This window comes from Nocardia arthritidis NBRC 100137, assembly GCF_001612765.1.
GTDB lineage: Bacteria > Actinomycetota > Actinomycetes > Mycobacteriales > Mycobacteriaceae > Nocardia > Nocardia arthritidis.
Genome location: NZ_BDBB01000057.1, coordinates 29,619 through 42,495 on the forward strand (window position 1 = coordinate 29,619; position 12,877 = coordinate 42,495).

Here is a 12,877-nt window from a genome sequence, read left to right on the forward strand (position 1 = left end):
GCGACGCGGATCACCGCAGCAGCTGTCGCAGGCGCGCGCCCAGGGTGTCCCAGCGCCACTGCTGCTCGACGAACGCCCGGCCCGCCACACCCATCCGCGCGGCCGCCTCCCGATCGGACAGGATCTCCACCAGTGCGTCGGCGATCTGCTGCACGGAGCGGCCGTCCACCACCCGCCCGGTCCTGCCCTCGATCACGGTCTCCGGCGCGCCGCCGGAATTGCCCGCCACCACCGGGACGCCGGACGCCGAGGCCTCCAGGTAGACGATGCCAAGCCCCTCCACGTCCAGGCCGGCCCCCCTGGTCCGGCAGGGCATCGCGAAGACGTCCGCCAGCGTGTGATGCGCGGCCAGCTCACCGGACGGGACGCGGCCGGTGAACACCACGTCCTCGGTGACGCCCGCGGCGACCGCGAGGGCGCGCAGCTTGTCCTCGAAAGGGCCGCCACCCGCGATCACCAGGACCGCCCCCCGCACTCGCTCGCGGATATCGCGCATAGCCAGGATCAGTGCGTCCTGCCCCTTGCGCGGCACCAGCCGCGACAGGCACAGGATGGTCGGACGGTCGCCCAAGCCGTAACGTTCGCGCAGCTCGGCACGAGCCGCCGGATCCGGACGGAACACTTCGGTGTCGACCCCGGGCGGCAGATACTCCAGCGCCGCGTTCGCCCCGAACGCGGACGCGAACCGGCGGCGGGTATATCGGCTGACGTAGGTGACGACATCGGTCTGCTCGCCGATGACCCGCAGCGCCTGCCTGGCTCCGGGCAGCATCGACCAGCCGACCTCGTGGCCGTGCGTACTGGCCACGATGCGTTCGGCGCCCGCGCGACGCAGCGCGGGCGACATCAGCGCCAGCGGTGCCGCCGCCCCGAACCACACCGTGTCGCACTGTTCGCTCCGCAGCAGTCGCGCGGCGCGGCGCAGCACGAGCGGAGTCGGCAGCATCAGCGTGGTGGGATGGCGAATCACCTGGAACTTCTGCTTGGCGTCGAACTTCAGATGACTGTCGCCGCGCCAGCGCGGAGCGTAGACGACCAGGTCATCCGGCGGCAGCTCACCGGCCAACGCCTGCAGATACGACTGGATACCGCCCGGCCGCGGCGGGAAATCATTGGTAACCAGCAAAGTTCGGGCCATGCGCAACAAAATACTGTGTTTGTTTGGCCGCGCCTGCGGCGCGGCGTGTTCGCGGCCCCCTTACGGCTCGCGTTTGCGCGACCGCCGCTTGCTCCTTCGTCACCTACGCGGCGGCCGCGCAAACGCGAGCCGGGCCGCGAACGGCGGATGCTCGGTCTCGCTTCGCTCGAAACCGGGAGTGGAGGTGCGCTGGGCGCGTCGGGGCGCGAACTCTGGACATCGTGCACGCGGCTCGTAGTGCATCGGCATTCGAGTTCCGGGGGCATCGTGTGCGTGGCTCGGCGGGTGATCTTCACGTCGGCCGGTACTCGTGGGGCGGGTCAGGCGGTCCGGGCTCGGACCCACTCTCGCCAGTCGTCGACGAACTCGGTGCGGGTGGCGCCGAGGACTTCGCGGAGGATGCCGTCTTCGGTGGTCGGGTCCTGTTTGCCCGCCGCGATGCGGTGGTAGAGCTGGACGAGGCGAGGACGGTCGTATTTCTCGGCGACGAAGGCGCAGATCGACCAGGCCTTCTCATAGGTGAAGGCGGCGTCGGGGCCGGCGAACTCGGCGTCGGCGGGCAGATCGGCGGGGATCTGCCCGGCGTGGGCATGCGCGGTGAGGGTGGGGGCGATGTCGGCGAACCGCTGGTCTTCGCCGTGGTGCGCGGTGTAGTCGGCGAAGCCTTCCAGCATCCACAGCGGCGCGCCGTCGACGGTGTCCGCGCGCGCGGCGATGTGGGTGAGTTCGTGCCGAAGCAGGGTGGCCATGCCCTCGGGATCGAGGCGGCGTGCGGTGTCGGGACCGAAGACGACACGCTGGCCGGTGGGGTTGCTGCCCGGCGTGAACGGGTCGGCGACCGAGGCGGCGGCGACTTCGGCGGGCAGCAGGTCGGGCGAACGCAGCAGCGCCGCGAACTCCGAAGGCGACGAGGCGACGACGACGAGCGTGGACTGCGACCAGCCGGGACCCCAGACGTCGGTCACCGCGGCGGTGGCGTCGGCGAGTTCACGCTCCAGCACGTCGATTTCGATTCGCTGATCGGGATGGCCGACGACCAGGGATTGTCGTCCGTCACCGGTCGGCACCTGCCGGGCGACGAGGGAGCCGAACGGTTCGACGATGCGCCGCACCTCGGCGAGCCTGGGATCGGCGGCCGCCGCCTGACCCACCGCCTCGGTCGTCCCCGGTGCGGCGGCTCGCAGTTTCGGTAGCACCGTGTTCGGCAACATGATCAGCGCGACGCACACGCCGGTGAGCGCCACCACCATCGCGACGGTGAGGCAGAACTCGAATCGCCGCCGCGCCGACCACCAGTCGCGCGACTTCCGCATGCCGGTCATCGGCGCACGCCGTCCGGCGCCATGGCGCCGCGGTGCCGTGCGGTCGCGCCGCGTCGACCGCATGGGTCGCTCACGGTTGTCCGCAGCCCGTCGGTCGTGCCTGGGGTAGTGCGGTGCCGCTGCTTGGCTCGCTCACAGGGTCTAGTATCGCCGAGCCGAATGGAACGGTGTCGAGCCCATGGGCGCGACCGCGACGGGAACGCCGAAGGTCGAGGCGTGCAGCATGAGTCCGTTGCCCGCGTAGATGCCGACGTGCGAGATGTCGGAGTAGAAGAAGACGACGTCGCCGGGCTGCAGATCGGCCTTGGCCACCGGGGTGCCGTAGGTGGCCTGCTGCGAACTGGTTCGTGGCACGTTCTTGCCGACCTGCTTGAAGGCCCACTGGACCAAGCCGGAGCAATCGAACTGGTCCGGGCCGGTGGCGCCCCAGACGTAGGGATCACCGATCCGCGTGAGTCCCGCCGCCAGCGCGCTGGTGCCGCTGCCGGGAACGAGGCCCTGCAAGAGGGTGTCCCGGTCGAATCCGGGCGGGAACGGCGATCCGGCGAGCGCGGACTTGTCCTTCGCCGACAGCGTGCCCCAGGCCTGTACCACCTGTGCGATGGCGCCGCCGAGATCACTGCGCTTGTGTTCCAGATCGATGCGTACCGCCTCGGCCTTCTGCGCGGCGGAACGGGCCGCGTCGGAGGCGGCGCGGGCCGCCGATTCGGCCGCGGTGGCGGCGTCGGTGGCCTTCTCGTAGTGGTCGAGCTGCTCGGAGGTCTGCGCGGATACCACGTCCAGCGTGGACATCTGGTCGAGCAGTTGCTGCGGTGAGTCGCTGACCAGCACGGCGAACAGGCGGTTGGTGCGGGCGCCCTGGTAGGCGGCGATCGCGGTGCGGTCGATGACCGGCTGGTACCGGCGGACCTCGTCGCGGGCACGGTTGACCGCGTCGGTACTGGCGGCCAGCCGGGCGTCGGCGTCGCGCTGCACGGCGAGTTTCGCCTCCAGCTCGGCCTCCGCTCCCAGTGCCTGCTGGTTGAGTTGCTCGGACTGATGAGACAGATCGATCATCCGCTGCACGGCTTCGGTGGCCGTGGAGGGAAGCGCTACCGGATCGGCTGCGGCCGGACCGCCGCCGTAGAGGGCCGCGGCCAGCATTCCGGCTGCCAGCGTCCCACCCACCAGACGTTTGGTCTGCTGTCTCCGGTGATGTTCAACCACAGCCCGCGGTGCCCCGTTCTCTCGTGAAGCGATCTCTCGTGAAACCGACGCAGAGTCCTTCGCCGAACCCGAGGTTTGCGGCGGCGAACCGCGGGTAATCGGTGGAAGGTCTCGGTTAGGTTACGGAACGGTCCGCATCGATGTCCAGTAGAGCACGGAACGATCACGGGCCGTTGGTGCGGTCGGGCCGCGATTCAGCGGCCCGACCAGTTGCTTCTCAGAAGCGGCGAGCACCCGCGACCGGCATGGAGGAGATCGGCGCGACCTTCACGGGCTGGCCCGAGGTGGACGCGTGCACGACGTTGCCGTCGCCGGCGTAGAGGCCGGAGTGGCTGCCGCCGTAGAACGAGACGAGGTCACCCGGCTGCAGATCGTTCAGCGAGACCGGGCTGCCCGCGGACAGCTGCGCACCGCTGGTGCGGGGCAGCTCGACGCCCGCCTGGCGGTAGGACCACTGGACCAGGCCGGAGCAGTCGAACGAGTTGGGACCCGCGGCGCCGTAGACGTACGGGGAGCCGACCTTGCTCAGAGCGGCGTCCAAGGCGATCTCGCCGGAGCTCTTGGGGGCGGCGAAAGGAAGGGGGGCGGGACCGGGCAGCTCGAGGCCCGGCAGAGCCGGCGGGACCGGGATCTCGTTGGGCACGTCGAAGGTTCCCACGCCGGGGATGGTCACCGGCTGGGCCGACGCGGGGGCTGCGGGCAGCAGGAACGCGCCGAGAGTGGCAGCGCCGACGGCCCCGGCGGCAACAGCGCGCTGTGCGTGACGCTTGACGGCGTTGGTCGTCATGATGCGGAACTCCCAATCTGCCTCACGACGCCGCACCCGGTGGTGCCGCGGACTTCGTCTGGGCCGCACCGGTTGGCGCGGCGGACTCCGTGAGGTCTCGAAAAGGTTACGAACACATCACGGTGATTTGTAAAGGCCGGGCAATGCGAAAAGGGTCTGCTCAACAATTGCGCGGGCCAAACGCTGTGAGATGTGTCCCACGGAATCACAAAAAGATAACGGTGCGGAAATGCCCGGAAGAGTCCGGTTGCGACGGGTCGGCGGAGCGGCCCGGACCGGTCGGCGGCCTCGGGTTGACCCGACCCGCGTTTTGCCAGGTAAACAGCCCGAAAGCACCGTAGGGCACGGCATGGTGGCCCGTTCGTACACTGTAGAGCCGGGGGTGATCGGCTTGCCTGGTGTTGATCGACTGCATTTAGCAGGACTCGCGGCAATGTTTGATACAGTTTTGTACTTTTTGTGATCTGGGTCTCTTTTCCGCATTCCTAGATCATTTCCCGGGTATCGCCCGAGAATCCCCACGGTGTAATTCGGACATTTCGTGGCGGATCCGCGTGCCCGGTTCCTGTCGGACCGTGGCCCTACGCTGCTCGCCGTGTCCGACCCCGCGCCGCGCCCGGCCGTCCAGCAGCTGGCTTTCGACGAGCTCGACACCCCCTTGTACGACACCACCTTCGTGGTCGTGGACCTGGAGACCACCGGGACCAGTCCCGGAGCCGACGGCATCACCGAGATCGGTGCGGTGAAGGTGCGCGGCGGGGAGGTGCTCGGCGAATTCGCGACGCTGGTCAACCCGGGACGCGCGATTCCGCCCGCGATAGTGCACGTCACGGGCATCACCACCGCGATGGTGTACGCCGCGCCGGGGATCGAGGCGGTGCTGCCGGGCTTCTTGGAATTCGCCGCGGGCGCCGTGCTGGTCGCACACAACGCCCGGTTCGACATGGCGTTCCTGCGCGCCGCCGCGGCGCAGTGCGACACCCCGTGGCCGGCCGCGCAGGTGCTGTGCACCGTCAAACTGGCGCGACGGGTGCTCGGGCGCGACGAGGCCCCCTCCGTGCGCCTGGGCTCGCTGGCGCGCTTGCTCGGCGCCTCCACCCAACCGACCCACCGCGCACTGGACGACGCCCGTGCGACCGTCGACGTGTTGCACGCGCTGATCGGACGAGTCGGGAACCAGGGCGTCCACAGCCTCACCGAGCTGCTGGACTATCTGCCCGACGTCACGCCCCGGCAGCGCTCCAAGCGCGTCCTCGCGGCCGATCTCCCCGCTGCTCCCGGTGTGTATCTATTCCGCGGTCCTTCAGACGAAGTCCTATATATAGGTACGGCTGTGAACCTGCGCCGTCGTGTCCGTAACTACTTCACCGGTTCGGAGACCCGGGGCCGGATGAAAGAGATGGTGTCTCTGGCGATTCGGGTCGACCACGTGGTGTGCGCGCACGCGCTCGAGGCGGGGGTGCGCGAACTGCGGCTGCTGGTGGCGCACACGCCGCCGTACAATCGCCGGTCGAAATTCCCGAAGCGTGCCTGGTGGCTCACCCTCACAGACGAGCCGTTCCCGAGGTTCTCAGTGGTGCGCGAACCCACCCGGGACGCGCTGGGGCCGTTCCACTCCCGCAACGACGCCGCCGAGCTGGGCGTGATCATCGCCGAGTTCACCGGACTGCGCACCTGCACGACGCGGCTGTCGCGCAGGGCGGTGCACGAGTGCCCGCCCGCCCTCGTCGGTGGGTGTCCGGCGGGCTCCACGGGCAACCCGCTGGATATGGCGCGGTACGCTGCTGCGCCCGCGCTCGTGCGGGCACTGTTCGCCGGGCACAGCGACGCGCCGATCCGGTCCATCCTCGATCGCATCGAAACACACTCGCGTGCCCAGCATTTCGAAGCGGCCGCGCGGCTGCGCGATCGTGCGGCGCGGGTGGTGCGGGCGCTGCGCCGTATGCAACGGCTGGCCGCGCTGGCCCGCATAGCCGAATTGATCGCCGCGCATCCCGACGGCGACGGCGGGTGGGAATTCGCGGTCATCCGGTACGGCCGCCTGGCCGGGTCCGGCACCGCACCGCGCGGCGTGCCGCCGATGCCCCTCGTGGACCAGATCGTCGCCGCCGCCGAAACGGTGATTCCGACGGTGGTTCTCGCCGAGCATCCGCTGCCGGAGGGGGAAGCGCCGATCACGGAAGACGCGCCGCCGTTGCGGGGCGCTTCGCCGGAAGAGGTGGCGTTGGTCGCCCGCTGGCTGGCCCGGCCGGGAGTGCGGATCGTGCGCACCACGCAGGGGTATCGGGAGCCGCTGTTCGGCGCGGCGCGGTGGCTGGGCTGGGCCGAACTGGCCGACGCGGCGGTCCGCGCGCAACCGACCGAGCAGGGCTATCTCGACCGCTTAGGCTGAGCGTCATGATTACCGCGATCGTCTTGATTCACGCCGACAACGGCCGCATCCCCGAGACCGCGCAAGCGGTCGCGGACACCGAGGGCGTCGCCGAGGTCTACTCCTGCGCGGGCGACGTGGACTTGATCGCGATCGTGCGGGTGCGCGACCACGAGCAGATCGCCGAGGTGGTGACCGCCCGGATCGACAAGACGCCCGGTGTCCTGCGCACCACGACGCACATCGCGTTCAAGTCGTACTCGCGGGCCGAAGTGGAGGCCGCGTTCTCACTCGGCGACTAGCCCCGTTCAGTCCTCGACGCGGACGCTGAGCACCGCGAAATACGCGGCGTCGTTCGGCGCGAGCACTTCGACGACATCGCCCGAGCAGCCCGGCACGTCGTACAGGTGCACGACGCCGTCGGTGCGGTTGCGGATCTCCACATCGGACCCGTCGCCGACATCGAGGCAGCCCGCCGGGTTCTCGTAGCTGAGGCCCGCAGCGAACAAGGCGCCTTCGGCCGCGTTCGCTCCTGGCGCGGCGGCGGCGATACCCGCGGTGGCGAGGACAGCGAGTAGCGCCGGAACGGTGGGTCGCATATCTGTGCTCCTCGTCGGTCGAACCGGCCGGCGCGGTGCCCGACGAACTCGGCGATGCGCCGGATTGCCGCCTCGAACGTTACCGGCCGCGACAGCGCCGATCAGGGCCTTCGTTCAGGTCAGCGTGTCGACCCGCACGCATCGACCGACCCGCGTCAGTTGTCGCCTAGTGTCTGCGTCAGCTTCGCCCAGCGCTCCAGCAGCGCGGCCGCGTTGCCCGCATCGATCGCCTCGGCGGCGCGCTCGATGCCCGCGGCGAGCGCGGCATGCAGATCCGCGTCCGGATTACCCGCGCCGCGCGACCAGTCGTAGGCCACGATCGCCGCCGCCGAATTCAGCAGCACCGCGTCGCGGACCGCACCACCGCGACCGGCGAACACGTCGCGGGCCACGCCCGCGTTCACCTCGGCGTCGCCGCCGCGCAGCGCGTCCAGTTCGACCCGGGGGATGCCGATGCGGGTGGGATCGATGGTGGTCCGACGCGTCCGTCCGCCCGAGACGATCCACGCGTCGGTAGTGTCCGAGGTGGTGATCTCGTCGAGCCCGTCGTTGCCGCGCACCACCAGGGCGCTCGCACCGCGTTCGGCGAACACCCCCGCGATGACGGGCAGCAGGTCGGCGAACGCGCAGCCGACCAGCCCGGCGCGCGGCTGCGCGGGGTTGGTGAGCGGTCCGAGCACGTTGAACACCGTCGGTATGCCGATCTGGCTGCGGGCCGCCCCCGCATAGCGCAGGGCGGGATGGAACACGGCCGCGAAGCAGAAGCCGATGCCGACCTCGCGCACACAGCGCGCCACCGCCTCGGGACCGAGCGCGAGCTTCACGCCGAGCGCTTCCAGCACATCCGCGCCGCCGCTCTTCGACGACGCGGCCCGGTTGCCGTGCTTGACAACGGGAACACCGGCGGCGGCCACCACGATCGAGGACATGGTGGAGATGTTCACCGAACCGGACCGATCCCCGCCGGTGCCGACGATGTCCACCGCGTCGCCATCGATGCGCACCAGCCGGGCGTGGTCGAGCATGCCCGCGGCCAAGCCGGTCAGTTCGGCGGGCGTCGGGCCTTTGATCTTCATGGCGACGCCGAACGCGGCGATCTGCGCGGGAGTGGCGTTGTCGGACATGATCTCGTTCATCGCCCACGACGTGTCGTCCGCGGCCAGGTCGCCACCGTCGGCGAGGACTCCGAGCACCTGAGGCCAGCTGCGCACGCTCATTCCACACTTCTCCCGTCACACCGGTTTCACGCACCAGTTCGTCCGCACGCAGCCTAGCTCTGTTGGTTCTTCCAGCGCCTGCGGCGCTGGGTGTTCGCGGCCCCTTTGTGGCTCGCGAGCGGCGCGTGCTCGGTCTCGCTTCGCTCGAAACCGGGAGTTGAGCCGATGCCACTGGGTCGGCGCCGTCGAACGAGGCTGGTCGCGGGGCCGTTATGGGTGTGGGCCCGGTTGCAGGGCGTCCCAGCCGTCGGCGGTGCCGTCGTGGCGCTGGGCGAGGCCGGCCATGCGCGAGCGTTCCTGGGAGCAGTGCAGCGCGTCGAGCAGTTGGACTCGCTGGAGAATCACCGTCTCGAGCTCGTCGCCGCCAGGGCCGCCGGCCGGCGGCGCGGGGGAGTAGCCGTCCTGTGCGGCGATCGCGCAGACGGTGGGCACGTGACGCGGCGGAATGCGCAAGTGATGCCGTAGCACCGCCGGTGCGTCCGGCGTCAGCCCGGTCGCGCGCGCCAGCACGGCCGAGCACGCCTCGGTGTCGTCGAAGCAAGCCGCGACCACGACCAGGTCCGCTCGGTCCGGGTCCAGCGGGGTGGGCCGGTCCCGCCGGAACAGCCGCCGCCACAGCCGCGGTCCCATATCTGTCTTCATCTCAGCTTCTCCTTACCCTCGCCTGTCATGCTGGCCGGGCGTTCGTCCGCGCTGTGCGACCCGTTCCGGGGGCGCCGACCCCGCTCGCGCCCCGCCCCGCCTGGTCGAGAGCCTGCCCCTTCCTGCGTTTTCCGACACGGAGGAACGAGTTTCGTACCCGGGTTCGGCTGTCGTACTACGACGAGTCATACTTACCCCCGTGACGACCGCAGTAGGGACCCCAGGATCGGCCATTACCCAGCGTGTGCATTCGCTGAACCGGCCCAACATGGTCAGCGTCGGTACCATCATCTGGCTGTCGAGCGAGCTGATGTTCTTCGCAGGCCTGTTCGCGATGTACTTCGTCGCGCGCGCCCAGGCGCACGGTAACTGGCCGCCGGAGCCGACCGAGCTGAATCTGAAGCTCGCAGTGCCGGTCACGGCCGTGCTGGTCGCGTCGTCGTTCACCTGCCAGATGGGCGTGTTCGCCGCGGAGAAGGGCGACGTGTTCGGCCTGCGCCGCTGGTACGTCGTCACGCTGATCATGGGCGCGTTCTTCGTCGGCGGCCAGGGCTACGAGTACATGAACCTGGTGCACGAGGGCACGTCGATCGCCGGCAGCTCCTACGGCTCGGTGTTCTACATCACCACCGGCTTCCACGGTCTGCACGTGATCGGCGGTCTGATCGCGTTCGTGTTCCTGCTGGTGCGCACCAAGGTCAGCAAGTTCACCCCGGCGCAGGCCACCGCGGCGATCGTCGTCTCCTACTACTGGCACTTCGTCGACATCGTGTGGATCGGGCTGTTCGCCACGATCTACTTCGTCCGCTGATCGTGGCCGCCGCGCTGCCGAACGCGCGCGGTGCGACCCAGGATCTTTCGCAGAAGTCGGTTCCGTCTACTCCAAAGGGACACAGATGAGTTCATCTCCCCCGTCAGCGCCAGAGCCCGCCAGCCCCGGGAACGGCCAGGCCAGCAAGACGCGCAGGCAGCGCCGCGTTCGCCGTCGCATCGCGGGCGGGCTTGCGCTGCTGGTGGGCCTCGTCGGAGCAGGCTTCCTGGCATCGGCACTCACGCCGGACCCGCAGCGTGCGACCGCGCACGAGGACCAGTCCGCGCTCATTCGCGAGGGTCAGCAGCTCTACGACACGTCCTGCATCACCTGCCACGGCGCCAACCTGCAGGGTGTCGCCGATCGCGGTCCCAGCCTGATCGGCGTCGGCGAGGCCGCGGTCTACTTCCAGGTGTCCTCCGGGCGCATGCCGATGGCGCGTAACGAGGCCCAGGCCCAGCGCAAGCCCCCGAAGTTCGACGCCCACCAGACCGACGCGCTGAGCGCGTACGTGGCGGCCAACGGCGGCGGCCCGACCGTGCTGCGCGACGCCGACGGTGAGATCGCCCAGGAGTCGTTGCGCGGTGACGACATCGCCCGCGGTTCGGAGCTGTTCCGGATGAACTGCGCGTCCTGCCACAACTTCACCGGCCGCGGCGGCGCGCTGTCCTCCGGTAAGTTCGCGCCGCCGCTGGAACCGGCCAGCGAGCAGCAGATCTACGCCGCGATGCTCACCGGCCCGCAGAACATGCCGAAGTTCTCCGACCGCCAGCTGAGCCCGGAGGAGAAGCGCGACATCGTCGCCTACGTCAAGAACGCGACCGAGGAGCACAGCCCCGGCGGCTGGGACCTCGGCGGCTTCGGTCCCGCGACCGAGGCCCTGGCCATCTGGGTGGTCGGCATCACGCTCGTGGTCGGTGCCGCTATGTGGATCGGATCCCGGTCATGACCGGTCAGCGCCTGGAGGCGGTAGCTAGCGTGGCCACGGAGGGCGCCCGGCCATGCCGAAAGGACACAGGTCATGAGCAGTAAGGAGCGAGACGACATGGGTCGCCCGGATGAGGGCCACGACGCGCAGCAGTCGAACGAGCAGTCGGTGAACGCCACCCCGGTGGAGCCCACCGAGGCGGAGCTCGACAAGCTGTCGCGTGACGAATTGGTCAAGCTCGGTACCGAGCGCGATGGCGTCGACGTCGCCTATCGCCGCGAGCGCTTCCCGATCCCGGGCACCCGGGCGGAGAAGCGCGCCGAGCGCGCGGTCACCTTTTGGTTCGCCGTTTCCGGCCTCGCGGCCGCGGCGCTGGTCGGCGTGTTCCTGTTCTGGCCGTGGGAGTTCAAGGGCAAGGAGGAGGAGGGCCACGGGCTCTACTCGCTGTTCACCCCGCTGGTCGGCCTGACCTTCGGCATCTCGGTGCTGGTGATCGGCGTCGCGGTGGTGCTGATCCGCAAGCTGTTCATTCCCGCCGAGCTGTCCATCCAGCAGCGGCACGACGGTCCGTCGCCGGAGGTCGAGCGCCGCACCCTGGTCGCCGAGCTGCAGGACGCGCTGGACACCTCCACCCTGGGCCGCCGCAAGATGATCACCCGCACCGCGGGCGCGGGTGTCGGCGTGCTCGGCATCGGCGCGCTGCTGGTGTTCGTCGGCGGCATGATCAAGAACCCGTGGGCCAAGGGCGACAAGTCGCCGCTGTGGGTCTCCGGCTGGACTCCGGACTATCCGGGCGAGACCATCTACATCCGCCGCGACACCGGTCGCCCGGAGGACGTGGTGCTGGTGCGCCCGGAGGACCTGGACGCGGGCGCCATGGAGACGGTGTTCCCGTGGAAGGAGAAGTGGCGCGGTGACGAGCACGCGACGCTGCAGTCGCTGCGCGGCATCCGCAACGCCGTCATGCTGATCCGTCTGCGCACCGAAGACGCGCAGAAGGCGATCAAGCGCAAGGGTCAGGAGAGCTTCAACTACGGCGACTACTTCGCCTACTCGAAGATCTGCACCCACCTCGGCTGCCCCACCTCGCTGTTCGAGCAGCAGACCAACCGGATCCTGTGCCCCTGCCACCAGTCGCAGTTCTCCGCGACCGAGTGGGGCAAGCCGGTCTTCGGTCCCGCCGCTCGCGCGCTGCCGCAGCTGCCGATCACCGTCAACGCTGAGGGCTTCCTGGTCGCCAACGGCGACTTCATCGAGCCGCTCGGCCCGGCCTACTGGGAGCGCCGTTCATGAGTCCTTCAGTCGCAGCCCAAGCCAGCGAGGCGGACGAGCGGTACCGCGCCGCCGCGTTCATGAAGCGGTCGATCAACAAGGTCTTCCCGACCCATTGGTCGTTCCTGCTCGGCGAGATCGCGCTCTACAGCTTCATCATCCTGCTGCTGTCGGGCGTGTACCTGACCCTGTTCTTCGACCCGTCGATGAGCGAGGTCGTCTACAACGGCGCTTATCAGCCGCTTCGCGGTGTGACGATGTCGCGGGCGTACGAGACCGCCCTCAACATCACCTTCGAGGTCCGCGGCGGTCTGTTCGTGCGGCAGGTCCACCACTGGGCGGCGCTGCTGTTCGCGGCCTCGATCATCATCCACCTGTTCCGGATCTTCTTCACCGGCGCGTTCCGCAAGCCGCGTGAAGCGAACTGGGTGATCGGTTCGCTGCTGCTGATCCTGGCGATGTTCGAGGGCTTCTTCGGCTACTCGCTGCCCGACGACCTGCTGTCGGGCACCGGCCTGCGGGCCGCGTTCGGCGGCATCACGATGAGCATCCCGATCATCGGCACCTGGATGCACTGGCTGATC

At 69.4% G+C, this 12,877-nt stretch carries 13 protein-coding genes; 6 read left to right on the plus strand and 7 right to left on the minus strand.

Annotation, left to right across the window (positions count from 1 at the left end):
• Positions 1 to 10 precede the first annotated feature (10 nt).
• The 4 genes from NA8_RS29475 to NA8_RS29490 all read right to left on the minus strand — a co-directional run bounded on the left by NA8_RS29475 (position 11) and on the right by NA8_RS29490 (position 4,453).
• Positions 11 to 1,138: a glycosyltransferase family 4 protein gene (locus tag NA8_RS29475; protein WP_063053590.1), complete on the minus strand. Its 1,128-nt coding sequence runs from the start codon at positions 1,136 to 1,138 to the stop codon at positions 11 to 13.
• 320 nt (positions 1,139 to 1,458) lie between these two features.
• Positions 1,459 to 2,460 carry a hypothetical protein gene (locus NA8_RS29480; RefSeq protein WP_063053598.1) on the minus strand — a complete coding sequence of 334 codons (1,002 nt, stop codon included), beginning with the start codon at positions 2,458 to 2,460 and terminating at the stop codon, positions 1,459 to 1,461.
• Between the two features lie 141 nt (positions 2,461 to 2,601).
• Entirely contained in the window at positions 2,602 to 3,603 is a 1,002-nt protein-coding gene (locus tag NA8_RS29485) for an NlpC/P60 family protein (RefSeq protein WP_063053591.1), read from the minus strand.
• Positions 3,604 to 3,883: 280 nt separating this feature from the next.
• On the minus strand, positions 3,884 to 4,453 hold the full coding sequence (locus tag NA8_RS29490) for a C40 family peptidase (protein ID WP_063053599.1): 570 nt from the start codon (positions 4,451 to 4,453) through the stop codon (positions 3,884 to 3,886).
• Between the two features lie 595 nt (positions 4,454 to 5,048).
• Here NA8_RS29490 and NA8_RS29495 point away from each other — a divergent pair.
• Together NA8_RS29495 and NA8_RS29500 are read left to right on the plus strand one after the other, a co-directional pair.
• On the plus strand, positions 5,049 to 6,845 hold the full coding sequence (locus NA8_RS29495; RefSeq protein ID WP_063053600.1) for a DEDD exonuclease domain-containing protein: 1,797 nt from the start codon (positions 5,049 to 5,051) through the stop codon (positions 6,843 to 6,845).
• A 5-nt stretch (positions 6,846 to 6,850) separates the two neighbouring features.
• Positions 6,851 to 7,126 (plus strand): Lrp/AsnC family transcriptional regulator, encoded by a 276-nt coding sequence (locus NA8_RS29500; RefSeq protein WP_040865888.1) that lies wholly within the window; start codon positions 6,851 to 6,853, stop codon positions 7,124 to 7,126.
• Positions 7,127 to 7,132: 6 nt separating this feature from the next.
• Here NA8_RS29500 and NA8_RS29505 read toward each other — a convergent pair whose 3' ends face one another.
• The 3 genes from NA8_RS29505 to NA8_RS29515 all read right to left on the minus strand — a co-directional run bounded on the left by NA8_RS29505 (position 7,133) and on the right by NA8_RS29515 (position 9,282).
• Positions 7,133 to 7,423, minus strand: coding sequence for a hypothetical protein (locus NA8_RS29505; protein WP_063053592.1), 291 nt, complete (start codon positions 7,421 to 7,423; stop codon positions 7,133 to 7,135).
• A 155-nt stretch (positions 7,424 to 7,578) separates the two neighbouring features.
• Entirely contained in the window at positions 7,579 to 8,640 is a 1,062-nt protein-coding gene (gene trpD / locus NA8_RS29510) for an anthranilate phosphoribosyltransferase (protein ID WP_063053593.1), read from the minus strand.
• 210 nt (positions 8,641 to 8,850) lie between these two features.
• Positions 8,851 to 9,282, minus strand: a complete 432-nt coding sequence (locus NA8_RS29515) for a hypothetical protein (RefSeq protein ID WP_063053594.1) — start codon at positions 9,280 to 9,282, stop codon at positions 8,851 to 8,853.
• A gap of 199 nt (positions 9,283 to 9,481) precedes the next feature.
• On the opposite strand from NA8_RS29515, the gene ctaE reads away from it, so the two are divergent.
• The 4 genes from ctaE to NA8_RS29535 all read left to right on the plus strand — a co-directional run.
• A complete protein-coding gene (gene ctaE, locus NA8_RS29520) occupies positions 9,482 to 10,093 on the plus strand; it encodes an aa3-type cytochrome oxidase subunit III (protein ID WP_063053595.1) in 612 nt (203 codons plus the stop codon).
• A gap of 85 nt (positions 10,094 to 10,178) precedes the next feature.
• Entirely contained in the window at positions 10,179 to 11,042 is an 864-nt protein-coding gene (qcrC, locus tag NA8_RS29525) for a cytochrome bc1 complex diheme cytochrome c subunit (RefSeq protein ID WP_084467177.1), read from the plus strand.
• A 96-nt stretch (positions 11,043 to 11,138) separates the two neighbouring features.
• Entirely contained in the window at positions 11,139 to 12,314 is a 1,176-nt protein-coding gene (gene qcrA, locus NA8_RS29530) for a cytochrome bc1 complex Rieske iron-sulfur subunit (protein ID WP_063053602.1), read from the plus strand.
• A partial coding sequence (locus NA8_RS29535; protein ID WP_169810579.1) for a cytochrome b occupies positions 12,311 to 12,877 on the plus strand: 567 nt, incomplete at its 3' end. The genes qcrA and NA8_RS29535, both read left to right, overlap by 4 nt.

Excerpts from the sequence above, each read along its gene's own strand:
- trpD (WP_063053593.1), bottom strand. The coding sequence starts at position 8,640 with ATGAGCGTGCGCAGCTGGCCTCAGGTGCTCGGAGTCCTCGCCGACGGT.
- NA8_RS29505 (WP_063053592.1), bottom strand. The coding sequence starts at position 7,423 with ATGCGACCCACCGTTCCGGCGCTACTCGCTGTCCTCGCCACCGCGGGT.
- qcrA (WP_063053602.1), top strand. The coding sequence starts at position 11,139 with ATGGGTCGCCCGGATGAGGGCCACGACGCGCAGCAGTCGAACGAGCAG.
- NA8_RS29480 (WP_063053598.1), bottom strand. The coding sequence starts at position 2,460 with ATGACCGGCATGCGGAAGTCGCGCGACTGGTGGTCGGCGCGGCGGCGA.
- NA8_RS29475 (WP_063053590.1), bottom strand. The coding sequence starts at position 1,138 with ATGGCCCGAACTTTGCTGGTTACCAATGATTTCCCGCCGCGGCCGGGC.
- NA8_RS29515 (WP_063053594.1), bottom strand. The coding sequence starts at position 9,282 with ATGAAGACAGATATGGGACCGCGGCTGTGGCGGCGGCTGTTCCGGCGG.
- NA8_RS29490 (WP_063053599.1), bottom strand. The coding sequence starts at position 4,453 with ATGACGACCAACGCCGTCAAGCGTCACGCACAGCGCGCTGTTGCCGCC.
- NA8_RS29500 (WP_040865888.1), top strand. The coding sequence starts at position 6,851 with ATGATTACCGCGATCGTCTTGATTCACGCCGACAACGGCCGCATCCCC.
- qcrC (WP_084467177.1), top strand. The coding sequence starts at position 10,179 with ATGAGTTCATCTCCCCCGTCAGCGCCAGAGCCCGCCAGCCCCGGGAAC.
- NA8_RS29485 (WP_063053591.1), bottom strand. The coding sequence starts at position 3,603 with ATGCTGGCCGCGGCCCTCTACGGCGGCGGTCCGGCCGCAGCCGATCCG.